Origin of the sequence: Actinokineospora xionganensis (genome assembly GCF_014323725.1) — a bacterium.
GTDB classification, from domain to species: domain Bacteria; phylum Actinomycetota; class Actinomycetes; order Mycobacteriales; family Pseudonocardiaceae; genus Actinokineospora; species Actinokineospora xionganensis.
Genome location: NZ_JABVED010000006.1, coordinates 284380 through 305898, shown reverse-complemented (window position 1 = coordinate 305898; position 21519 = coordinate 284380). Strand labels below are relative to the sequence as shown.

Below are 21519 nucleotides of genomic sequence, written 5' to 3'. Positions count from 1 at the left end.
TCTGGGAAGGATGGGCATGCACATCTACGTCGCCGGCCTCTTCTGGGTGTTGGGCGCGGCGGTCGTCGCCGGTCTGGTTGCCTATGTGGTCCGCCGCGTCGGCGAGACGCACGGCGTGGTCGAGAACAACGAGGCGGCGGGCCAGGTGTTCACCATCGTCGGCGGGCTGCACGCGGTGCTTCTCGCGTTCGTCCTGATCTCCCTGTTCGACGCGGTCAGCCACGCCGAGGAAGGCGCGTACCGCGAGGCCGACAGCCTGGTCGCGGCCAGTTGGGCGGCCGAGGCGCTGCCGGAGCCCACCCGGTCGGAGGTGCGCGACCTGTCGGTGTCCTACGCGAGCACGGTCCTCGACAAGGAGTGGCCGCTGATGCGCGAGGGCAACGGCGACACGGGTGATCAGGGCTGGCGCGACCTCGAGCGGATGCGCTCCGCGATCAGCCAGGCCACCGCCGCCGACGAGTGGCAGAACGACCAGAAGACCGAGGCGGCGGACAAGCTGTGGACGGTCTACGAGGCCAGGCAGGAGCGCCTCAACGCCGCGGGCAGTGAAGGCGTCAGCGACGTGGTGTGGTTCGCGCTGCTCGCGGGCAGCGTCATGTCGGTCGCCCTGCCGCTGCTGTTCGGCGGGCCGCGCCCGAAGACGCACATCCTGATCGTGGCGGTCCTCGCGGGCACGCTGTCGCTGCTGCTGTTCGCGACCCACCAACTGCAGAACCCGTACGCGGGCGGCGCACAGGTCGGACCGGACGCGTTCGAGTCGGTTCTGGCGCGCTTGCAATGAGCAGACGCCTGCTCGCCGGCATCGTCGCGGCCTGCACGGTCGGTGCGGCCGGTGTCATGGCCGTCACCGGACCGGGCACCGCGGCGCCCGCCCCGGCGGGTTGCGTCTTCCTGCGCGTGCACAGCATCGGTGATCTCGGCCTGTCCGTGCTGACCAGGGTCCGCCTCGCCGACGGCGCCCTCGACCGCGTCGGCGTCCTCGGCTACCGCGTCGACGCGCTGGGCCACGCCCCCGGCAGCCCGCTGTCCTACGGCCTGGCGAGTCGGAACCTGACCGGGCCGTTCCCCGACGGCGCCCACGTGGTCACGATCGACGCGAAGGGAACGGTGCGCGACCTGGGCGCGGTGCGCGGCCCGGGCCTGCCCAAGGACCGGCTCACCGGCGCCACGGCGGGCACCATCCACGAGGGCGATCTGCTCGTCCGCGACGGCCACTACCTGTTCGCTATCGAGCTCGATCCGAACAGCCCCCGCTACCTCGGCATCGCGCGGACCACGGAACTGCGCCCGTACGAACTGGCCCGCACGGTCGACGACTTCGACACGCGCGGCGGAATGCTCTACGGCGTCTCGGCCCACGTCGCGTACTACGGCAAAGCGGTCAAGATCGACCCCGTGACCGGCAAAGTCACCTACGCGATCGACCCGAAGCTCCCCCCGGGTCGCCCCTACGGCGCGGCCCTCATCGGCCCGGACGGCGCCCTCTACGCCGCGGCCAACCGCATCGCGGGCCGCAGCCACTTCTACCGCGTCGACCTGCACGACCCACACGCGGCGGTGCGACCGATCGCCATCTGGCCCGCGGTCGACGCCGCCGACGCGACCGGCTGCGTGGCGAGCGCGCCCACCCCACCAGTCGGCGGCCCGACGGCGACCAACACCCGCCCGCCGGCCCCCGGCGTGGGGCTCACCCAGACCAACACCCGGCCACCCGCCCCCGGAGCCGCACCCCCGCAGAGCAACACCCGCCCACACGAACCTGGGGTCGCGGTGCCGGAGAGCAACTCGCTACCGCCGATGCCGGAGATCTCCGGGTCGGTGGAGATCACCCTGTTCCCACCCGCCCCGGGCGCGGCCGGGCCGACGGCGACCAACACCGGTCCCCCCGTTCCCCCTGTGGCACCGCCACCGATCCCGCCCGCCCCGTCGCCCACGGCCCCGCCTGCCACCCCGATCCCGCCACCGCCGCCACAGGTGGCGGTCCAACCACCACCGGCACCACCGGCGACGAAACGACCGAGATTGCGGGCAAGTGAGGAGCCACCCCCGGTTGCGATGGACATCCGAGGCGCCGAGACCGAGAAGAAGCGCCGCTGGGGAGTGGCTGTGTTGGTGTTGGTTCTGGGAGCGGGAGCCGCGGCAAGCAGAGTCCGTCACCGCTGACTGGGTGTTTCGGTGGCGGGTGCCTGTCGGGTGGTTCGGCCCGTTTGTAGGGCCCGGGCATTCCAAACGAATCGTTCGGCGTCATCAATTGATGGCCCCAGCCGCGTCCGGTCAAGACCGGACGCGGCTGGGAGAATCATCAGCCCGTGTAAAGCGTGAGCCCGTAAGCCGACAACGCCTCCCGGACCGGCTGGAAGAACGTCGTCCCACCGCTGCTGCAGTTACCAGACCCACCAGAAGTCATGCCCTGAGCCTGAACCCGCCCGGACGACGGGGCGCTCACGAACGAGCCGCCGGAGTCGCCGGGTTCGGCGCACGCGCTGGTGCGGGTCAGCCCGTAGACGACGTTGCCGCCGCCGTAGTTGACCGTCTGGTTGTAGGCCTGCACGCTTCCGCAGCGCCAGCCCGTCGTGGAGCCGGAGCGGCACACCGTGCCGCCGATGGTGGTCACCGTGGAGCCCGCCACGGTCACGTCACTTCCGCTGGAGTAGCGGTCGACCAGTGCGGTGGACAGCGCCGTGCCGCTGGTGACCCGGATGAGCCCGTAGTCGTTGGTGGGGAACGACGAAGCGGCGACTGAGCCGATCGAGCCGCCGGTGCCGGACACCGAGCTGGCGCCCTTCGTGCAGTGCCCCGCCGTGATCACGTAGCGGGCGCCGGAGGAACTGCGGGCGTTGAATCCGACCGAACAGCGGCCGCCGCCGAGGTAGATCGCCTGGCCGCCGATGATGCTCCACAGTGGACGCGGGGCTTCGGTGGCGTGGTCGATCCGGACGGCGCCGTGGTTGGCCGAGCGGGCCCAGGCCAGGCCCGCGGCGTCGTTGCCCAGCACGGACACGACGACCTGGTTGGCTGGCGCGTCGACGTACCAGCCGGTGACCGAATCGGGCGCGGACCGGGCCCGCTGGTCCAGTGTGGACTGCACGGCGTCGAGCGCGGCCGCGCTGTGGGCGACCACCTTGGCTTGGGCGCCGGACGCGCGGACCTCGCTGGCGCGGGCGGCGTCGGTGACGCCGACGACGAACTTGCCCGTCGCGGTGTCCAGCCAGGAGTGGGCGTAGGCGCCGCCCAACCGGTCGCGCAGCGACTGCTCGGTCGCGGCCAGTGTGGACGGACTCGCCGAAGCGTCCAGAGCGGACGCGGGGGCGGCTGAGGCGGGGGTGGCGAGCGCCGCCGCGGTCACGGCGGCGCAGATCAAGGGCAGGGCGGAACTCAAGGTACGTCGACTCACGAACGGCCTCCATAGGCAGGGGGGTCGGGCCGGAACTGCGACGGTGTACACCTGACGAGCGACGCTACGCCCGCCCATCGGTGACCGGTATCGACTATCCGTGCGCTCTGCGTGACGCGGGTCATCGGTGATTTGGTAACAAGAAGTGGCGATATCGCGCAGCTGGGTGACCCCTTAAGGGGTGACAAACCTCGTCTGGCTCAGTGTCCACATCGCACTGGTAGTCCCTGGACGTCGAAGCGCCCCGGAGGCGTCCGGCACGACGGCCTCCGGGGCGCGCACTCTCGACGTGTCCGCCCCGCCTTGCGTCAAGCGGGTCCTCGATGCGGACCACGAGTTCCCGTGCCCCGCGAGTATGTGCCCGCGAAACGCGGCGGTCCAGGGCTACCGGCCGGTAATCGGACGGGTTTTCAAGATCTACTGTCGGTGGCTCGAAGTGAGCCCCTCTCACTCGATCGGATAGCAGTACGCGCGGTACGGGTACCGCGCGCGCAAAAGTGCGTAGCGTTGCACCACAACGGCGTAAGTACTGGTCAATGATGGTGTCGGGGACGCCGGATGGGGCGTGTGATGGACGGGGCCGCATACCAACGCGCCCTCGGGCGTGAGCTGCAGCGACTACGGCTGCGGCGCAAATGGACGCGCGCGCAGTTGGTCAAGCAACTGCCGAGCGAGCTTTCCGCCCAGGCGCTCGCCTCCTATGAGACCGGCACGCGCTCGTGCACGGTCGTCCGGTTCATCGAACTCTGCGGCGCGCTCGACGCGTCACCGCACGACCTGCTCGAACGCGTCCACGACCAAGTGGTGCACTCGGAGTTCCCGGCCACCCTCCGCATCGATCTCGAACGGCTCGCGGCGGACCACCGCCCCGAACTCGGGCCCGCCCGCGGCTGGGCCCACGCCGAGGTGGCCCGGCATGCCGCGCAGGCCCGCGAACTGGACCTGGCCGCGTTGGAGTCGCTGGCCGCGTTGTGCGGGCTGCCGACAGTGGAGCTGATCAGGATGCTCCGCCAGGACGCCGAACAGGTCGAGCCCTCACGGGTGGGGTCGAACAGCTAGGACACTGCCTAAGCCAGGCGCGGTTTTCGTGCCCGATCGGCCGAGTGTTTCGGCGCGGCGGGGCACCGTTCCACCCGGTAGCCTGCCCATTCGGGAAATGCCTGGCGACGGTGGGAGAAACGCGTGGACCTTCGGTTGGAGGCGCCGCCCGCGGCCGGGGTCATGATGGTCGCCATCGGCGGCGAGGTCGACCTGGTCGCCGCGGGTGTGCTGGAGCGTTTCCTGCTCGGCGCGGTCGCCGAGCAGCGCAGCGCCGCTCCCGGGCTGATCGTCGACCTGTCCGACGCCGAGTTCTTCGGCTGCGCGGGCCTCAACGCACTGCTCACCGCCCAGTGCAGGCTTGAGGCGGGCGGCGGCTGGCTGCGCCTGGTCGACCCCTCGCCCGCGGTGGCGCGGGTGCTCGACGTCGAGGGGATGAACACCAGGCTGCGCGTGACGGAGTCCTGATGTACGAGCGTTCTCCGCACAAGCTCACCGATTTCGCCGGGCCGGTCGACGAGTTCCTGGCCCATGCCTGCCTGGTCTACGGCGGTGGCACGCCAGATCGGCTCGCTCACGCCCAGGCCCTGCTGTCTGCGGATCCGGGTATCGCCAAGGCGAACATCTTCACCATGGCCGTCCTCGGGGACGCCGAGGGCGCGGCCGCCGCACTTGCCACCGACCCCGGTCTCGCAAGCCGCCACGGTGGGCCGTTCGACTGGGAACCCCTGCTGTACCTGGCGTACGCGCGGCTGCCCGGCGGCGACCCGGTGGCGGTGGCGCGGCTCCTGCTCGACGCGGGTGCCGACCCGAACGCGGGCTACCTCTGGGAGGGCAACAGCCCGCCGTTCACCGCGCTGACCGGCGCCTTCGGTGAAGGCGAGGACGCGAGCAACCAACCCCGCCACCGCGCCGAACTCTCGCTGGCTCGGTTGCTGCTCGAACGGGGAGCCGACCCCGACGACGGCCAGACGCTCTACAACCGCATGTTCGGTGCGGACGACGGACACCTGCGGCTGCTCTTCGAGTTCGGGCTGGGCACCGGCGACGGCGGCCCATGGCGGACCCGCGCGCCCAGGCAGGCGAGTCCGGCCGAGATGCTGCACGACGTGCTGCTCTGGGCCGCCGCGCAGGACCAGCGCGCCCGGGTCGAGTTGCTGCTCGCGCACGGCGTGCCGCCGGAGTCGCCATGGCGCGGCCACCCGCTGCACCAGGGGCGAAGCGCGCACGAACTCGCGGTCCGGTCGGGCAACCGTGAGATCGCCGCGCTGCTGGAGGCCGCCGGGGCGGTGCCCACCCCGCTTGACCCGGTCGACCAGGTCGTCGCCGACGCGATGGCAGGCATTCCCATCGCCGCGCCGCCTTCGCTTGTCGCCCAAGCCATCGCGCGCGACCCGTACGCCGTCGTGCGGGCCGCTGCGCTCGGAAAGCGCGACGCGGTACGGATTCTGGTCGGCGCCGGGTTCGACGTCAACGCCGCTGAGTGCGAGACCGCGCTGCACCAAGCCGCGTTCGCCGGAAACCTGGACTTGGTCCGGCTGCTGCTCCACCTGGGCGCCGATCGGTCCATAAGGGACACTTCGCACGGCTCAACCCCGTTGGGCTGGGCGGAGCACAACCGGCACGACCGGGTGGTCGAGTACCTGCGGTCCGATCAGCCGTAGCCGAAGTTCTGCGTCCAGTAGATGCGGTAGCTGCCGCCCTTGGCCATGCCGATGCCGAGGTCCTTGAACTCGCAGTTGAGGATGTTCGCCTTGTGTCCGGGGCTGTTCATCCACGACTTCATCACGGCCTCCGCGGTCGCCTGGCCCGCCGCGATGTTCTCGCCGCCCGCTCGGGCGTAGCCCTCGGCCTTCATCCGGTCGAACGGTGAGCGGCCGTCGAGCGAGGTGTGGTCGAAGTAGTTGCGCGCGGCCATGTCGGCGCTGTGCTTGCGCGCCGAGACGCCGAGCTTGTCGTTCCACCGCACCGGCGAGCAGCCCGCGGCCGACCGCTGGCGGTTGACCAGCGCCAACACGTCGGTCTCCGCCTTGGGGATCTGCGAGGTGGTGGTCGTGGGAGCGGCGGTGGTCGTCGGTGCGACCGTGGTTGTCGTCGTGGTGGTCGGTTCGACAGTGGTGGTGACCACAGTGGTCGGGGTGGTCGGCGTCGCGGTCGTGGTGGTGGTCGCCGACGTCGGATAGGACTCCAGCGTCTCCGCTGGGTCGGGCACGTTGGTGGCTGTGCCCGCGACCTGCGTCAGGTCTTGCATTGCGGGCAGGGCGAAGGTCAAGGCGGCGGACGCGAGGACGGCGCCCAACGCGATAAGGACGAGCCTGCTCTTGCGGTGGGACACGGGTGGGGATCCTTCATGAAAACTCGGCGGATGGCTATGCCCATTGGACGGTGGGTTTGCCTGAGGCATTACGGTCTGAGGCCGAAGAGTTCAAAGATCTTCCGCGAAGGCGGCGATATGCAGTCCGGTGAACCCTCGGACGCGACCCTGGTCCTCGACGCCCGCGCGGGCGACGACGATGCCTTCACCCAGCTCCACGACCGGTACCGCGCGCCGGTGACGAGATTCGTCACCCGCACCGTGGGCGACCCGCATCTGGCCGAGGACTTGGTGCAGGACGCGTTCGTCAGCGCGCTGCGCAACCTCGACGGGCTGCGTGAGCCCGCGCGGTTCCGGCCGTGGCTGTTCAGCATCGCCCACCGCGCCGCGCTCGACCATGTCCGCAAGGGCGGGCCGCTGCTGCTCGCCGAACTGCCCGAACTCGCCGACGGCGGTGAGACGCCGCACGAGGCGGCGGCCGCGCGGGAGGCCGCGGGACTGGTGTGGGACGCGGCGGCGAGCCTGGAGCCGCGGCAGCTGGCGATCCTCGAACTGACCGTGCGCGACGAGGTGTCGAACACCGAACTCGCCCAAGCCCTCGACGTCCGGCCCGCGCACGCCGCCGTGCTCGCGCACCGCGCGCGGACGGCACTCGGCCACGCGGTGCGGCTGCTGCTGTTGGTCCGCAACCCTCGCCGCTGCGAGCGGCTGGCCGGGTTGGTGCCGGAACATCCGCGCACCCTCTCGGCCGCCCAGCGGGTGCGTGTCGACCGGCATATCCGCAGGTGCGGGGAATGTCGTGACCTCGCGGGCCGGGTCACCGCGCCGGTCGCGATCATCGCGGTCCTGCTCGCCGCCGCGGAGCGCGAACCGGTCGCGGTGGACAACGCCGCGTGGTCGCTGGTCGACCCGTCGCCGCACCTGCTCCGCAAGAGCGCGGTGACGCTGGTGCTGACCTTCGCGCTGACGGTCGGCTGGTGGTGCATCCCCGGTGTCGAGGACGACCCGGTCGTCTCGCTGCCCACGGTCACGTCGTCGACGCCGATCAGCTTCGCGCCCGTGGCCGCGGTTCCCACCACGACCGCACCCGCGCCGCCGCCGCCAGCGGCGTCGGCCGCGCCGCCGCAGTCGGAGGCCGACCGGCTGATCGTGGCGCTCAACAACCGGCGGATAGCGGAGGGTTGCGGCCCGCTGCGCGCGGTTCCGCGGCTGATGACGGCCGCCCGTGCGCACAGCGACGACATGATGCGCGGCGAGTACATCGGGATGACCGGGCCGGACGGCACCACGTTGCAGGACCGGGTCGCCGCCACGGGATACCGCGGGATGCGCGGCGGATTCGTCGCGGCCTACAGCGAGAGGGCCTCGGAGGTCGTGAAGTCCCTGGCCGCGGGCGACGCGGTCGGGCTGTCCTGTGAGGTGGACGCCATCGGCGTCGGCCGAGCCGAGGGCGGGCCGTGCGGCTACTACTGGGCGGTGATCTTCGGTCGCGACGCGAGGTGAGGCGACCGCGTACGCGGTTGAGCTTCTCGGCTGTGGCTCATATGAATCGCTTGGTGTGCTCGCATCGCCCACCCGCGGGGCCTCGATCTTGACGGCTTCGCCCAGTACGTTTCATCCGCGGTGTCCGATCGGATGTCCCGGTCCAGAAAGGTTGCCGATGTCCCAGGTGGTGCTTGTGCTCGCGACGGTCACGTCCGGGTTGATCGCGGGTCTGTTCTTCGCTTTCGCCTGCTCGGTGATGCTCGGCCTCGGCGGTGTCGAGGACCGGGTGTTCGTGGACGTGATGCGGCGGATCAACCGGTCCATCCAGAATGGACTGTTCGGCCTGGTGTTCATGGGGTCGCTGCTCAGCTCCGGCGCCGTCATCGTGATCGACCTGGTCGACGGTGGCGGGCTGGACGCACGCGCCGTGGCGGGCGCGGCGTTGTTCCTGCTGTCACTGCTGATCACCTTCGCCGTCAACATCCCACTCAACAACCGGCTCGACGCAGCCGACCCGGCCGACATCGGGCAGGCGCGCAAGGCGTTCGAGGCCCCGTGGGTGCGGTGGAACCAGGTCCGCATGGTCGCCGCGACCGCGGGCTTCGTATTGCTCTGTCTGGCCGTGCAGAACTAGGCCGAGCCGGGGCGACGCGACGATCCCCTCCGCACCATCATCACGGAGCGACGAGTGGGCGCGCGCATGGCAGTGGGACGGGTAGATCCCGTGTTGCTGTCGCAGGTCACCAGGCTCCACCCGCACGCACTGCGCTGTGTGCAGCCAGTGCGGCACCCGCGGCGGCGCGTCGAGGCCGCATCCGCTGGCACGTGCGAGTTCCAGGGCGACCCATGCCCGTTCCCAGTGCGGCGGTCGGCGCCCGCGCCGACCAGTGAGGGCGTGAGCGCCACCCTCGGCCCGCGCGGGGCACCGCCACAACGCCCCAATGCGCGGCTCGGCCACGCCCCGCGACACCGACCCGGCGGCGGGAGACAAGCCGCGTCGGATCCGGGCCAGGACACCGGTCGCCGCATGCGCTGAGCGTGGGTCCGGGGTCGGACCGCATCCGCCCACGACAGTCGCCGCGCGGTGTCGCGTTGTTGCTGTTGGGGTGTCAGCTCTTGAAGCCTGCCCGGCGCAGGGCGTCGGCCATGGTGCCCGCGGCGGCGTTGTCGGTGCGGGCGGTGTCGCGGCGGGAGTTGTTGTTGGCGCGGGGTTGCTGCTGTTGGCGGTTGCCGCCTCGGTTGTTGTCTCGGCGGTTGCCCTGTTGGGTCGGCTGGCCGGGGGTGGGGAGTTCGTCGTCGAGGCGGAGGGTCAGGGAGATTCGCTTGCGCGGAATGTCGACCTCTAGGACCTTCACCTTCACCACGTCACCCGACTTCACGACGTCGCGGGGATCCTTGACGAAGGTCTTCGACAGGGCCGACACGTGGACCAAACCGTCCTGGTGGACACCGATGTCGACGAAAGCGCCGAAGGCGGCGACGTTCGTGACCACACCTTCGAGGGTCATGCCGGGCTTGAGGTCGCTCAGCTTCTCGACTCCGTCGGCGAAGGTGGCGGTCTTGAAGGCGGGACGTGGGTCGCGGCCGGGCTTTTCCAGTTCCGCCAGGATGTCGGTCACCGTGGGGAGGCCGAACGTCTCCGTGACGAACTGCTCCGGTCGCAGCGAACGCAGGGTGCTGGTGTTTCCGATCAGCGACGACAGGTCGCCCCCGGTGGCGGCGAGGATCTTGCGGACCACCGGGTAGGACTCCGGGTGGACGCTGGAGGCGTCGAGCGGGTCGTCGCCCGCGGGGATGCGCAGGAAGCCCGCGCACTGCTCGAACGCCTTGGCGCCGAGGCGCGGAACCTCCTTGAGTCCCTTGCGGGAGCGGAACGGGCCGTGGAGGTCGCGGTGGGCGACGATGTTCTCCGCCAGCCCGGCGCCGATGCCGGAAACCCTGGTGAGCAGCGGGGCGGACGCGGTGTTGACGTCGACGCCGACGCCGTTCACGCAGTCCTCGACGACCGCGTCGAGGGACCGGGACAGCTTCACCTCGGACAGGTCGTGCTGGTACTGGCCGACGCCGATGGACTTGGGGTCGATCTTCACCAACTCGGCGAGCGGGTCCTGCAGGCGCCGGGCGATGGACACCGCGCCGCGGATGGACACGTCGAGGTCGGGGAGTTCGGAGGAGGCGTATGCCGACGCGGAGTACACCGACGCGCCGGCTTCGGAGACCATGACCTTGGTCAGCTTGAGGTCCGGGAACTTGGCGATCAGCTCGGCGGCGAGCTTGTCGGTCTCCCGCGAGGCGGTGCCGTTGCCGATCGCGACCAGTTCCACCTTGTGTCGCGCGGCAAGCTTGCCGAGCACGGCGAGCGCCTCGTCCCAGCGCTGCTGGGGAACGTGCGGGTAGATCGTCTCGGTGGCCACGACCTTGCCTGTCGCGTCGACCACGGCGACCTTGACGCCGGTGCGGAAGCCCGGGTCGAGACCCATGGTGGCCCGGGTGCCCGCGGGGGCGGCCAGCAGCAGGTCGCGCAGGTTGGTGGCGAACACTCGCACGGCCTCGTCCTCGGCGGCCTGCCGGAGCCTGCCGCGCAGGTCGATGCCGAGGTGGACCAGGATCCGGGTGCGCCAGGCCCAGCGGACGGTGTCCGACAGCCATTTGTCGCCCGGTCGGCCCTGGTCGGAGATGCCGAACCGCTGCGCGATGCGGACCTCGTATTCGGTGCGCGGCACCGGGAGCACGGTCGGGTCGACCTCGGGGGAGGCCTCCATGACCAGTTCGAGGACTTCCTCTTTCTCGCCGCGGAACATCGCCAGGATGCGGTGCGACGGCAGCTTGCCGAACGGCTCGGAGAAGTCGAAGTAGTCGGCGAACTTCGCGCCGTCGGTCTCCTTGCCTTCGCGGACCTTCGACACCAGCGCGCCGCGGGTCCACATGCGCTCGCGGAGCTCGCCGATCAGGTCCGGGTCCTCGGCGAAGCGCTCGACCAGGATCGACCGCGCGCCGTCGAGCGCGGCCTTGACGTCGGCCACGCCCTTGTCGGCGTCGACATAGCCGGCCGCGACGGTCTCCGGGACCTGCGTCGGGTCGTTGATCAGGGTGTCGGCCAGCGGTTCGAGCCCCGCCTCGCGGGCGATGGCGGCCTTGGTGCGCCGCTTCGGCTTGAACGGCAGGTAGATGTCCTCGAGGCGGGCCTTGGAGTCGGCGCCCATGATCCGCGCGGTGAGCGCGTCGTCGAGCTTGCCCTGCTCGCGGATCGAGTCGAGCACGGCGGCGCGGCGTTCTTCCAGCTCACGCAGGTAGCGCAGGCGCTCGTCAAGGGTGCGCAGTTGCGCGTCGTCGAGCGTGCCGGTGACCTCTTTGCGGTACCGCGCGATGAACGGCACCGTGGCGCCGCCGTCGAGCAACTCGACAGCCGCGGCGACCTGTCGCTCACGTACACCGAGTTCCTCGGCGATGCGCTGATGGATCCCCAGAGCCTGCTCGCTCATGCACTCCTGCTTCCTGGTCTCGGTTCCGACGGCCATTCTGTCGGAAACCCGGGCACCGTGGGGTGCAGGGGCACGCGCCTGTGGACAACTTCGCCGAAAAGTCCTCTGTGGACGGGAAAGTGGACCCGTGAATAGGAAGAGCCCCGCTCCGGCACGAGCGGGGCCCAACCGTTCCAGGTCTCAAGACGCGGCGTGAACCGCGGGAGGAGACGTGTGTCAGAGGATGGTCACACCGGTGGCCTGGGGGCCCTTGGCGCCCTGCCCGACGTCGTACTGCACCTTCTGGTTCTCTTCCAGGCTGCGGAATCCGTTGGACTGGATCTCCGAGTAGTGCACGAACACGTCGGAGGTTCCGTCGTCAGGGGCGATGAAGCCAAAGCCCTTTTCGGCGTTGAACCACTTGACGGTGCCCTGGGCCATGCGTTTCTCCTAGCGTTTCTTCACTGTGACCGCTATTGCGGACACCTGTCATTCCTGTGGCCGAGGCGGTCACCGCCGCTGAACACGGCGGCGATCCGATCAGCCACGGTCAGTCAACCACAAGCGAAGCGGCCCGGCGAGCATGTTCACCTTCCGGTGAAAGCCTCAAGGCCCGTCTTGTCGAATCGTCGCCATCGCGCGTTGCAGCTCCCAGAACGCGCGCATCGACCGGATCAACCCGTCCTCGGCGACGCGGTACACGAACACGCCGTCGGTATCGATCCGCATGCCACCGGCCAGAAACGCCGTGATGGTGCCGACGTTGGCCACCTCGTCGCCCGCGGCGAACGAGTCGGCGATCCGGAACTCGAAACGCTCCACCGCCGCGATTGCCTTGTCCCAGAAAGCGGAGATGCCGCCATGACCGTGGTGACCAAGCCCATCGGGGTCGAACGGCGACTTTCCGACAGGATCCTCGACGACACCGTCCGCGGCGAACAGTTCGAGCCACCCCGCCTTGTCCTTGCGGCTGACAGCGGTCATCGATGCGAGCGCGGCGGTCCGCGCGGGATGCTCGACGGTTGTCGCCTCCCAGATAACAGCGGTCACTTGTCCTCCTGGAAGCGGTCGATGATGTCTTCGGCGAAGCGCCGGATGCCGTCCTGTTTGGCTCGCAGCGGCGCGTCGAACCCCGCGCCGTAGAACATCCACGGCACCGTCACGGCGTCGGTCACCCCGATCTCGGCCTGCGCGCGGTACCCGTCGAGGCCGAACCGGTCGACGCAGACCGCCTGGACCTCGAACGGCTCTTCGGCGCGCCCATACTCTTCGCGCAGCCGACGCAGGGTCTGGACCGTCTCGCGCAGTTCCTCGAACCGCATCATCGCGGAGGTCCAGCCGTCGCCGAGGCGGGCGGCGCGCCGCAGCCCCGCGGGGGAGTGTCCGCCCACGTAGATGGGCACGGGGACGGCGGGCGCGGGGCTCATCCGAAGCTTGCCGAACTGGTAGAACCGGCCCGGGTACTCGACCATCCCGCCGCCCAAGACCAGTCGCAGGATCTCTATCGCCTCGTCGGCACGCGCGCCGCGGTCGGAGAACGGTGCCCCGCACCATTCGGACTCCTCCGGCGACCAGCCCAGCCCCACGCCGAGGCCGAAGCGGTCACCGGTCAGCACCGCGACACTGCCGACCTGCCTGGCGAGCAGCAGCGGGTTGCGCGGTCCCAGTTTCAGCACCTGCGGATAGAACCTGATCCTGTTCGTCACCGCGCCCATCGCGGCGGCCGCGACGAACGGGTCGGGCCAGGGTGTGGCGGCGTCCCAGAACCGGCTTCCGTCGTCGGTGTAGGGGTACTTCGCGGCCACCGACTCGGCGTAGAAAAGTGAGTCCGGCAGGGCGATCGAATTGAACCCGCACTCCTCGGCCGTGCGCGCGAGCTCGGTGAGCTGCTCCAGCGGGCTCATCGCCACGCTCATCGTGAACTTCATTCCCGCACCCTTCGTCCGGTGCGAAAAATGTAACGTGTTCTAGCTTTGGAATCCAGGGATCGTCTGAGTCAGGAGTTCGACAATCGACTTGCGTACCTCGGCCCGGTCGAACTCCCGCCCGCCCGCGCCCGCCACCGTGTCGAAGATCAGCCCGTCGGCGTACGCGACCAGGTCCCGCCCCTGGCGCTGCGGATCGGAGGCGCCCGCCTCGGTCAGTACCGCGATCGCGAGATCGCGGTACCTCTTGCCCACGGCGACCAGCACCGCCCGCAGTTCGGGGCGTCGGGTGGCCTCCAGGGACAGTTCGTAGCGGGCGATCGCCCAGTCGCGCCCCGTGGTGACGGCGAACTCGACCATGCCGGTCAGCAGTTCCGGCAGGTCCGCCATCAGCGGCTTCGTCGAGATCGGCGCGACCATCTCGTCATCGAGGGTCGAAAGGCGCTGCACCGTCGCTTCCAGCAGCGCCTGGCGGGTGCGGAAGTAGTACGAGCACGAGCCCTCCGGCAGCCCTGCCCGTCGATCCACCGCCCGATGGGTGAGGCCCCGCATTCCCTCGGCGGCGAGCGTGGCGATGGCGGCGTCGGCGATGGCGGCGCGGCGCTGTGGCGCAGTCGTCATGATTCCTCCACTCTACAAGTGTAGAGTGGCTCTACGGATGTAGAGGAGAAGGGTTTCGGCATGCGGACAGCGGCGATCATCGGCGGCGGCATCGCGGGCCTGGCCACGGCGGCCGGGCTCACCCAGCGCGGCTGGCAGGTGCGGGTGTACGAGCAGGCGGAGGCCTTCAGCGCGGTCGGCGCGGGGATTTCGCTGTGGAGCAACGCGTTGCGCGCCCTGGACGTCCTCGGTCTCGGCGCGGCCGTTCGCGGCGCGGGCGCCCAGGCGGGCATCGGCGGGTTCCGTGACGGGCGCGGAAACTGGATCGTGCGCGGATCCGGCGACCCGGATGACGTGCTGGTGATCCACCGCGCCGACCTGCTCAAGATCCTGCTCGACGCCGTCCCGGCGGACTGCCTGCACGTCGGAGCCCGGATCGACCCGACGACCTTCGACCAGTCCGAACGCGATCTCCTGCTGTCCGACGTCGACCTCCTGATCGGCGCGGACGGCGCCCGCAGCGGCGTCCGCCAGGCGTTCTGGCCGGATGCCAGGCCCTTGCGTCACATCGGCGCCACGGCGTGGCGGCTGGCCGTGTCCGCCGAGGGCATCGAGCCGTTCGTCGGCAGCGAGACCTGGCGCGACGGCCGCGTCTTCGGCGCCTTCCCGATGGGCGAGGATCAGATCTACTGCTACGCGGGAGCAAAGGCGGCCGAAGGCGTGCGGACCGACGAGTTGACCGAACTCCGGTGGCTCTTCGGCGCCTGGCCCGACCCGATCCCGCGGATCCTCGCCGCCGCCGAGCCCACCGCGGTCCTGCGCCACGACATCTACACCCTGCCGCCCCTGCGCACCTTCGTCCGCGGCAAGGTCGCCCTCGTCGGCGACGCCGCGCACGCGATGGCCCCCTACCTGGGCCAGGGCGGCTGCCAGGCGCTGGAGGACGCCGTGAGCCTGGCCATCCTCGCCGCGGGCCCCGACGTCCCGGCGGCGCTGCGCGAGTACGACGCGGTGCGCAGGCCCCGGGCGCAGCGAATCGCCGCCCGCTCCCTGGGCGCGGTCAGGATGGCGCATATCTCACCGCCGCCGCTGGCCGCCTTGCGCAACACCGCACTTCGGCTGATGCCCGCCTCCGTGATGCGCCGCTCTCTGACCCGGATGCTTGATTCACCGCTGCCCGCGGAACCGGCCACTGCGAGCTGAGTCCCGCGCTTGCGGGAAGATCGGAGGTGTGCAGTCCACTCCTGATCTCTGGCAGCAGATCTTCGGCGACCAGTGGCGCCCGCCCGCCACGATGATCCTCGTGACCGCGGGTGTCGCCATCGCCGTCGTGCTGACCAACGTGCTCTGGCGCCCCGCGCGCAACGTGATCACCATCGTCCACGAGGCCGGACACGCCCTGGTGGCCGTGCTCGCGGGCAGGCGGCTCGCCGGTATCCGCCTGCACTCCGACACCTCGGGCGTGACCGTGTCCCGCGGACGGCCACACGGACCCGGAATGGTGTGCACCGCGCTCGCGGGCTACGTCGCGCCGTCGCTGCTCGGACTCGGCTTCGCCGCCCTCCTGGGCGCGGATCGCGTGTCCGCGCTGCTGGTCACGTGCGCGGTGCTGCTGTTCGCGGTGCTGGTCATGATCCGCAACGTCTACGGCGTGCTTTCCGTGGTGACCACGGGCGCGATCCTGTTCGGTGTCTCCTGGTTCGCCACCGAGGAGATCCAGGCCGCCTTCGCCTACCTCATCACCTGGTTCCTGCTGCTCGGCGGCGTCCGCCCGATCATGGAACTGCAGAGCAAGCGCAGGCGCGGGCAGGCCAGGGACTCCGACGCCGACCAGTTGGCCCGGCTCACCGGCGCCCCCGGGTTCTTCTGGGTCAGCTCCTTCGCCCTGATCAACCTCGGCGCGCTGTTTGTCGCCGCGGGCTGGCTGCTGATCCCGTGATCAGGTCGCGGTCGCCCCGACGAACTGGGTGGCGCCCGCGAAGCGGACCTCGATGTCGGTGAACCCGCGCTCGGTCAGCAGGTCGCGCACCTCGTCGCGGGCGAACATCCGCTGCCCGGAGGCCCAGCCCATCGCCGTCTGCACGGTGCGCGCGGGCTCCCACGACTCGCGTGCCGAGGTCAGCAGCGCGACCCGCCCACCCGGCCTGAGCACCCGCGCGAACGACGTCAGGGCCACCGTCGGCTCGGCGAACATGTGCAGGGCCGCGAAGCAGCACACCGCGTCGACCACGCTCTCGCGCAATGGCGGACGGACCGCGCCGGCCCGCAGGTACTCGACCGGGCTGCCCGCCGGGGTCGCGGCGACCGCCCGCTCCAGCATCGGCGCGGACGCGTCCAGGCCCACGGCCAGCCCGGTCGGACCGACCTCGGCCCCGAAGCGTCGGGTGAATCCGCCGGTCCCGCAGGCCACGTCCAGCGCCACCCCACCGGGCTTGAGGCGCAGGAGCCGGACGGCGATGTCGTGCTCCTCGGCCATGCTCGGGCCGCTCGGCCCCTTGATCACCCGACCGAGCGCGGGCCGCCACCAGCGCTCGTAGATCATCGGCACCAGGTTGGTGCGCATCAGCCGCTGCACGAGCCCGGTCGGCGGACCGGCCTGCACCTCGGCGCCGAGCAGGTTCAGGTAACCGGCGCGGAAGTCGGGCTCGGCGGGCGGCTCGGCCAGTAGGTCGAGCAGCTTGGCGTGCGTGGTCACCGCCCCATCCGAGCAGATCAGCCCATGAGGCACACTTTGAATTCAGCCAATCGAAGGGAATCACCGTGAGCGAGCAGACCCCCGAAGCCATCGGCGAGATCGTGGCCAGGTGCGCGTCGAAGGCGAAGCTCGCCGCGCCGGACCTGGCGGGGGCCTCCGACGAAGCGGTCGACGCGGCGATCGGTGAGATGGCCGCCCGGCTGTCCTCTGCCCGCGCGAAGATCCTCGCCGCCAACGCCGAGGACGTCGCCTCCGCCGAGGCCGCCGGGATGAGCGGTGGTCTCCTCGACCGGCTGCGCATCACCGAGGAGCGCCTGGAGGACATGGCCGAGCAGCTGCGACTGCTCGCCTCGGTGCCGCATCCCGCGCGCGAGACCCCCGTGCGTGACCTCGACGGCGGTCTGCGGCTGATCGAGCTGCGCAGGCCGGTCGGCGTCATCGGCGCCAACTACGAGGCCCGCCCGAACGTCACCGTCGACGTCGCGTCCCAGCTGGTGAAGTCCCGCAACGCGGGCGTCCTGCGCACCGGCTCCGCCGCTCTGCGCTCGGCCATGGCCCTGCTCAACGAGGTCATCGCGCCCGGGCTGTCCGACGCGAACATCGACCCCGACGTCATCCAGCTGGTGCCCACCCCCGACCGCGCCGCCGCGGGCGCGCTGGTCGAGCTGCCGCACCTGATCCCGCTGGTCATCGTGCGCGGCAGCGGCGAGACAACCCGCGAACTCGACCGCCGGGCGGCGGCCCACGGGGTGCGGACCCTGGCCCACGCCGACGGCGGCGGTGTCCTCTACTACGACGTCAAAGCCGACCACTCGTTCGCCGAGGACCTCATCACCCGCAGCCTCGACCGGTTGGGCGTCTGCAACCGTCTCAACCTGCTCCTGGTCCACCGCGACGTCTACGACGCGGCGCTGCCCGGCATCCAGGCCGCGCTCGACAAGGCGGGCGTGGAGCCGTCGCTGCCCCCGCACGACCACGCCATCGGCTACGAGTGGGCGCTGGACTCCGACCGCGAGGCCACCGTCACCATCGCCCCGGTCGACAGCCTCGCCGACGCGCTCCGGGTCGCGAACGAGGAGACCTCAGGTCTGGCCGCGGGCATCGTCACCACGGACAAGAAGGCCGCCGACGCGTTCATCTCCGGCTACACCGGCACCGGCGTGTTCTGGAACGCGCCGACCCGGCTGCTCGACGGCTTCAAGCTGCGCGGGGTGCCCGAGACCGGCATCAACCTCGACCGGGTCCCCGGTCCGCGCGGCCCGGTCACCTTCACCGACCTCGTGCTGCGCCAGTTCGCCGTCGTCCCGGCCTGAGTCACCGCCTGTGACGCGTTCGCCGCGGCTGGCGGAATTTCGTTTCCCCCGGCCGTTCGCACGCGACCTGCGAGATTGTCGTAGCCACATGCTCTACTGATCACTGTGCTGGTCCGATACAGATACCGCATCGAACCCTCCGCGGTTCAGCGGTCGATGATGGCCAGGACGTTCGGATGCTGCCGAGTGGTGTTCAACGATGTCCTGCGGACCCGAGAGCATGCGTATTCGGTCGGGGAGAAGGTCACGCCGGCCGAGGTGCAGCGTCGGGTCATCACTCAAGCCAGGACCACGGAAGCACGGGCCTGGTTGGCCGAAGTTGTTTCGGTGGCGTTGGTGCAGTCAGTGCAGGACGCACATCGTGCCTACTCGAACTTCTTCGCCTCGGCCGCGGGGTCACACAAGGGGCGGGTCGGCAAGCCGCGGTTCAAGTCCCGCAAGGACAATCGGCAGTCGTTCCGGCTGACCCGAAACGGATTCCACATCCGGTCGGACGGCAGGCTGTATTTGGCGAAGGTCGGGGACATTCGTGTGCGCTGGTCGCGTGGGCTGCCCTCGCAACCGTCCTCGGTAACGATCATCCGGGAGCCGGATGGGCACTACTACGCTTCGTTCGTCGTGGATGTCGCACCCATCCCGCTGCCGGAGATTGCGCGAGAAGCCGGTGTTGACCTGGGCATTACTCGATTGGCGACGGTCGCCGACACCGAGGGCCAGAGGGTAGATGTCGCGAACCCGAAGCATCTTGCTCGCAAGCAGCGGAAACTCGCCCGCCTGGAACGTGAGAAAGCGCGCCGCGCCAAATACCGGTGCGAATCGGTCGAAGTCGCGGCGGAAGGTAGCCGTGCAACATGGCAAGGTCTCTCGAGCCCGACGCGACTATCAGCACAAACAAGCTCTTCAACTGGTCCGCGACAACCAAGCGGTCTACGTGGAGGACTTGAACATCGCCGGACTCGTTCGCAACCGCAAGTTGGCCCAGGCTATCCACGACGCTGGATGGGCTCAGTTCGTCGGGCTGATCGAGGAGAAGGCCAAGCGCTACGGCCGGACTGTCGCGAAGGTATCCCGATGGCTGCCCAGCTCGAAAACGTGTGCCGATTGCGGCCATGTCATTAGCGCGATGCCGCTGCGCATTCGCGAATGGGCCTGCCCCGAATGCATGGTCACGCACGATCGCGACTACAACGCAGCGCGTAACATTCTCGCCGCAGGGCGTGCGGAGAGGCTAAACGCCAGTGGAGCCCGTGTCAGTCCTCCCTCCCAGGAGGCGTTGGGTGTAGAAGCAGGAGGCCCCATACGCGGCACCGCCGCGTTGGAATCCCCGGCATGCGAATCGGGGAGCACGTCAAGTGGCGAGTACCACGTCACAGGGGCCCAACCCAGGCGCGCCACGCCTCGTGGAGCGGGCTAGGATTCCTCCCGAGTAACCGCCGCCAAGGCGAACTCACCCATGTTCACACCTCGAGGCACGCAGGAGGCAGGAGTGACTGCAGTAGCCCCGCAGCCGATCGCGACGCGGCCGTATCCGGCCCGCGAGACGCTCAAGGGTTCGTACCTGCTGCGGTTGTTCCGCACGACGGACCACAAGCAAATCGGCATCATGTACCTAGTCACGTCGTTCGCCTTCTTCATGGTGGGCGGGGCGATGGCGATGCTGATTCGCAGTGAGCTCGCCGTTCCGGGACAGCAGTTCCTGTCGCAGGAGCAGTACAACCAGCTCTTCACCATGCACGGCACGATCATGCTGCTGCTGTACGCGACGCCGATTCTCTTCGGCTTCGCGAACTTCGTGCTGCCGCTGCAGATCGGCTCGCCGGACGTGGCGTTCCCGAGGCTCAACGCCTTCTCGTACTGGCTGTACCTCTTCGGCGGCCTGATCGTGATGGCGGGCTTCCTGACCCCGGGTGGCGCGGCCGACTTCGGCTGGTTCGCCTACACCCCGCTGTCGGACAAGATCCACTCACCCGGCGTCGGCGCCGACCTGTGGATCGTCGGACTCGCGGTCGGTGGTCTCGGCACCATCCTCGGCGCGGTCAACATGATCACCACGATCGTCTGCCTGCGCGCGCCCGGTATGACCATGTTCCGGATGCCCATCTTCGTGTGGAACATCCTGATCACCAGCATCCTGGTGCTGCTCGCGTTCCCGATCCTCACCGCCGCGCTGTTCGGCCTGCTCGCCGACCGCCAGCTCGGGGCCCACGTGTTCGACCCGGCCAACGGTGGCGTGATCCTCTGGCAGCACCTGTTCTGGTTCTTCGGACACCCAGAGGTCTACATCGTCGCCTTGCCGTTCTTCGGTATCGTGTCCGAGATCTTCCCGGTCTTCAGCCGCAAGCCGCTATTCGGCTACCGCACCCTCATCTACGCGACGCTGGGTATCGCGGCGCTGTCGATGACGGTGTGGGCGCACCACATGTACGCGACCGGCGCGGTCCTGCTGCCGTTCTTCTCGTTCATGACGTTCCTCATCGCGGTCCCGACCGGTGTGAAGTTCTTCAACTGGATCGGCACGATGTGGAAGGGGCAGCTCACCTTCGAGACGCCGATGCTGTTCAGCGTCGGCTTCCTGGTGACGTTCCTCTTCGGTGGTCTCACCGGCGTGCTTCTCGCGGCCCCGGCGATCGACTTCCACGTGTCCGACACGTACTTCGTCGTCGCCCACTTCCACTACGTGCTCTACGGCACGATCGTGTTCGCGACCTTCGCCGGAATCTACTTCTGGTTCCCGAAGATCACGGGCCGGTTCCTGGACGAGCCGCTGGGCAAGCTGCACTTCTGGACCACGTTCCTCGGCTTCCACGGCACGTTCCTCGTCCAGCACTGGCTGGGCAACGAGGGCATGCCGCGTCGGTACGCCGACTACCTGGCCAGCGACGGCTTCACCACGCTGAACACGATCTCCACGATCGGCGCCTACATCCTGGGCGCGTCGACGCTCCCGTTCATCTGGAACGTCTTCAAGTCCTACCGCTTCGGTGAGATCACCACCGCGGACGACCCGTGGGGCTACGGCAACTCCCTGGAGTGGGCCACCAGCTCCCCGCCGCCGCGGCACAACTTCACCGAGCTACCCAGGATCCGCTCCGAGCGGCCCGCCTTCGACCTGCACTACCCGCACATGCTGGAGCGCATCGAAGCCGAGCGGAACATCGGCCACGACAAGAACGGGCACGCCATCCCGGCGCCGTCCCAGGAGCTTGCCGCGGCGATGAACCCGCCGGAGATCGACAAGGAAGACCCGCTGAAGCCCAACTGATTTCGGCATCGCGAACGGCCCGGTTCCCACTC

At 69.7% G+C, this 21519-nt stretch carries 20 protein-coding genes and 1 pseudogene; 13 read left to right on the top strand and 8 right to left on the bottom strand.

The features are described from left to right. Positions 1–16 precede the first annotated feature (16 nt). Both GPZ80_RS13425 and GPZ80_RS13420 read left to right on the top strand, forming a co-directional pair. Entirely contained in the window at positions 17–781 is a 765-nt protein-coding gene (locus GPZ80_RS13425; RefSeq protein ID WP_187220652.1) for a bestrophin-like domain, read from the top strand. Further along, complete coding sequence (locus GPZ80_RS13420) at positions 778–2163, top strand: DUF6923 family protein (protein ID WP_187220651.1); 1386 nt, start codon at positions 778–780, stop codon at positions 2161–2163. Before GPZ80_RS13425 ends, GPZ80_RS13420 begins: the two co-directional genes overlap by 4 nt. A 139-nt stretch (positions 2164–2302) precedes the next feature. Here the strand turns inward: GPZ80_RS13420 and GPZ80_RS13415 are convergent, their stop codons facing one another. Continuing rightward, positions 2303–3394: a S1 family peptidase gene (locus GPZ80_RS13415; protein ID WP_187220650.1), complete on the bottom strand. Its 1092-nt coding sequence runs from the start codon at positions 3392–3394 to the stop codon at positions 2303–2305. A gap of 558 nt (positions 3395–3952) precedes the next feature. Here GPZ80_RS13415 and GPZ80_RS13410 point away from each other — a divergent pair. The 3 genes from GPZ80_RS13410 to GPZ80_RS13400 all read left to right on the top strand — a co-directional run bounded on the left by GPZ80_RS13410 (position 3953) and on the right by GPZ80_RS13400 (position 6096). Then, positions 3953–4453 carry a helix-turn-helix domain-containing protein gene (locus tag GPZ80_RS13410; protein WP_246477043.1) on the top strand — a complete coding sequence of 167 codons (501 nt, stop codon included), beginning with the start codon at positions 3953–3955 and terminating at the stop codon, positions 4451–4453. A 123-nt stretch (positions 4454–4576) separates the two neighbouring features. After that, on the top strand, positions 4577–4900 hold the full coding sequence (locus GPZ80_RS13405) for an STAS domain-containing protein (RefSeq protein ID WP_187220649.1): 324 nt from the start codon (positions 4577–4579) through the stop codon (positions 4898–4900). Next, entirely contained in the window at positions 4900–6096 is a 1197-nt protein-coding gene (locus GPZ80_RS13400) for an ankyrin repeat domain-containing protein (protein WP_187220648.1), read from the top strand. Before GPZ80_RS13405 ends, GPZ80_RS13400 begins: the two co-directional genes overlap by 1 nt. Here GPZ80_RS13400 and GPZ80_RS13395 read toward each other — a convergent pair. After that, entirely contained in the window at positions 6087–6767 is a 681-nt protein-coding gene (locus GPZ80_RS13395; protein WP_312880303.1) for a CAP domain-containing protein, read from the bottom strand. The genes GPZ80_RS13400 and GPZ80_RS13395 overlap by 10 nt on opposite strands. Before the next feature lie 117 nt (positions 6768–6884). On the opposite strand from GPZ80_RS13395, the gene GPZ80_RS13390 reads away from it, so the two are divergent. Further along, positions 6885–8249, top strand: coding sequence for a sigma-70 family RNA polymerase sigma factor (locus tag GPZ80_RS13390; RefSeq protein ID WP_187220646.1), 1365 nt, complete (start codon positions 6885–6887; stop codon positions 8247–8249). A 157-nt stretch (positions 8250–8406) separates the two neighbouring features. Continuing rightward, positions 8407–8865 (top strand): anthrone oxygenase family protein, encoded by a 459-nt coding sequence (locus tag GPZ80_RS13385; protein WP_187220645.1) that lies wholly within the window; start codon positions 8407–8409, stop codon positions 8863–8865. Between the two features lie 475 nt (positions 8866–9340). Here GPZ80_RS13385 and GPZ80_RS13380 read toward each other — a convergent pair whose 3' ends face one another. The 5 genes from GPZ80_RS13380 to GPZ80_RS13360 all read right to left on the bottom strand — a co-directional run bounded on the left by GPZ80_RS13380 (position 9341) and on the right by GPZ80_RS13360 (position 14238). Continuing rightward, positions 9341–11713, bottom strand: a complete 2373-nt coding sequence (locus tag GPZ80_RS13380) for a Tex family protein (RefSeq protein WP_187220644.1) — start codon at positions 11711–11713, stop codon at positions 9341–9343. A gap of 216 nt (positions 11714–11929) precedes the next feature. Then, positions 11930–12133 carry a cold-shock protein gene (locus GPZ80_RS13375; RefSeq protein WP_187220643.1) on the bottom strand — a complete coding sequence of 68 codons (204 nt, stop codon included), beginning with the start codon at positions 12131–12133 and terminating at the stop codon, positions 11930–11932. A 165-nt stretch (positions 12134–12298) separates the two neighbouring features. Continuing rightward, a complete protein-coding gene (locus tag GPZ80_RS13370; protein ID WP_312880301.1) occupies positions 12299–12742 on the bottom strand; it encodes a nuclear transport factor 2 family protein in 444 nt (147 codons plus the stop codon). After that, the gene (locus tag GPZ80_RS13365) at positions 12739–13620 is read right to left on the bottom strand and encodes a TIGR03619 family F420-dependent LLM class oxidoreductase (protein WP_187220642.1); all 882 of its coding nucleotides are present in this window, start codon (positions 13618–13620) and stop codon (positions 12739–12741) included. Before GPZ80_RS13365 ends, GPZ80_RS13370 begins: the two co-directional genes overlap by 4 nt. 39 nt (positions 13621–13659) lie before the next feature. Then, positions 13660–14238, bottom strand: coding sequence for a TetR/AcrR family transcriptional regulator (locus tag GPZ80_RS13360; RefSeq protein ID WP_187220641.1), 579 nt, complete (start codon positions 14236–14238; stop codon positions 13660–13662). A gap of 60 nt (positions 14239–14298) precedes the next feature. On the opposite strand from GPZ80_RS13360, the gene GPZ80_RS13355 reads away from it, so the two are divergent. Then, positions 14299–15420: an FAD-dependent monooxygenase gene (locus GPZ80_RS13355; RefSeq protein ID WP_187220640.1), complete on the top strand. Its 1122-nt coding sequence runs from the start codon at positions 14299–14301 to the stop codon at positions 15418–15420. A 91-nt stretch (positions 15421–15511) separates the two neighbouring features. Next, entirely contained in the window at positions 15512–16156 is a 645-nt protein-coding gene (locus GPZ80_RS13350) for a M50 family metallopeptidase (RefSeq protein WP_187220702.1), read from the top strand. On the opposite strand, the gene GPZ80_RS13345 is transcribed toward GPZ80_RS13350, so the two are convergent. Next, complete coding sequence (locus GPZ80_RS13345; RefSeq protein ID WP_312880299.1) at positions 16157–16912, bottom strand: class I SAM-dependent methyltransferase; 756 nt, start codon at positions 16910–16912, stop codon at positions 16157–16159. 65 nt (positions 16913–16977) lie between these two features. On the opposite strand from GPZ80_RS13345, the gene GPZ80_RS13340 reads away from it, so the two are divergent. From GPZ80_RS13340 to ctaD, 4 genes and pseudogenes are all read left to right on the top strand, one after another. Continuing rightward, positions 16978–18225: an aldehyde dehydrogenase family protein gene (locus GPZ80_RS13340; RefSeq protein WP_312880298.1), complete on the top strand. Its 1248-nt coding sequence runs from the start codon at positions 16978–16980 to the stop codon at positions 18223–18225. 105 nt (positions 18226–18330) lie between these two features. Continuing rightward, a pseudogene (locus GPZ80_RS13335) lies at positions 18331–19044 on the top strand (RNA-guided endonuclease InsQ/TnpB family protein); the annotation flags it as partial. Then, positions 18950–19639 (top strand): RNA-guided endonuclease InsQ/TnpB family protein, encoded by a 690-nt coding sequence (locus tag GPZ80_RS34020; RefSeq protein WP_376771674.1) that lies wholly within the window; start codon positions 18950–18952, stop codon positions 19637–19639. The pseudogene GPZ80_RS13335 and the gene GPZ80_RS34020, both read left to right, overlap by 95 nt. A 72-nt stretch (positions 19640–19711) precedes the next feature. After that, positions 19712–21487 carry an aa3-type cytochrome oxidase subunit I gene (gene ctaD, locus GPZ80_RS13330; protein ID WP_187220639.1) on the top strand — a complete coding sequence of 592 codons (1776 nt, stop codon included), beginning with the start codon at positions 19712–19714 and terminating at the stop codon, positions 21485–21487. Positions 21488–21519 lie beyond the last annotated feature (32 nt).

Bases quoted from the DNA above. Each gene is read 5' to 3' on its own strand.
- GPZ80_RS13425 (WP_187220652.1), top strand. From the start codon at position 17: ATGCACATCTACGTCGCCGGCCTCTTCTGGGTGTTGGGCGCGGCGGTC.
- GPZ80_RS13420 (WP_187220651.1), top strand. From the start codon at position 778: ATGAGCAGACGCCTGCTCGCCGGCATCGTCGCGGCCTGCACGGTCGGT.
- GPZ80_RS13410 (WP_246477043.1), top strand. From the start codon at position 3,953: ATGGGGCGTGTGATGGACGGGGCCGCATACCAACGCGCCCTCGGGCGT.
- GPZ80_RS13400 (WP_187220648.1), top strand. From the start codon at position 4,900: ATGTACGAGCGTTCTCCGCACAAGCTCACCGATTTCGCCGGGCCGGTC.
- GPZ80_RS13390 (WP_187220646.1), top strand. From the start codon at position 6,885: ATGCAGTCCGGTGAACCCTCGGACGCGACCCTGGTCCTCGACGCCCGC.
- GPZ80_RS13385 (WP_187220645.1), top strand. From the start codon at position 8,407: ATGTCCCAGGTGGTGCTTGTGCTCGCGACGGTCACGTCCGGGTTGATC.
- GPZ80_RS13380 (WP_187220644.1), bottom strand. From the start codon at position 11,713: ATGAGCGAGCAGGCTCTGGGGATCCATCAGCGCATCGCCGAGGAACTC.
- GPZ80_RS13375 (WP_187220643.1), bottom strand. From the start codon at position 12,133: ATGGCCCAGGGCACCGTCAAGTGGTTCAACGCCGAAAAGGGCTTTGGC.
- GPZ80_RS13365 (WP_187220642.1), bottom strand. From the start codon at position 13,620: ATGAAGTTCACGATGAGCGTGGCGATGAGCCCGCTGGAGCAGCTCACC.
- GPZ80_RS13360 (WP_187220641.1), bottom strand. From the start codon at position 14,238: ATGACGACTGCGCCACAGCGCCGCGCCGCCATCGCCGACGCCGCCATC.
- GPZ80_RS13355 (WP_187220640.1), top strand. From the start codon at position 14,299: ATGCGGACAGCGGCGATCATCGGCGGCGGCATCGCGGGCCTGGCCACG.
- GPZ80_RS13350 (WP_187220702.1), top strand. From the start codon at position 15,512: ATGATCCTCGTGACCGCGGGTGTCGCCATCGCCGTCGTGCTGACCAAC.
- GPZ80_RS34020 (WP_376771674.1), top strand. From the start codon at position 18,950: ATGTCGCGAACCCGAAGCATCTTGCTCGCAAGCAGCGGAAACTCGCCC.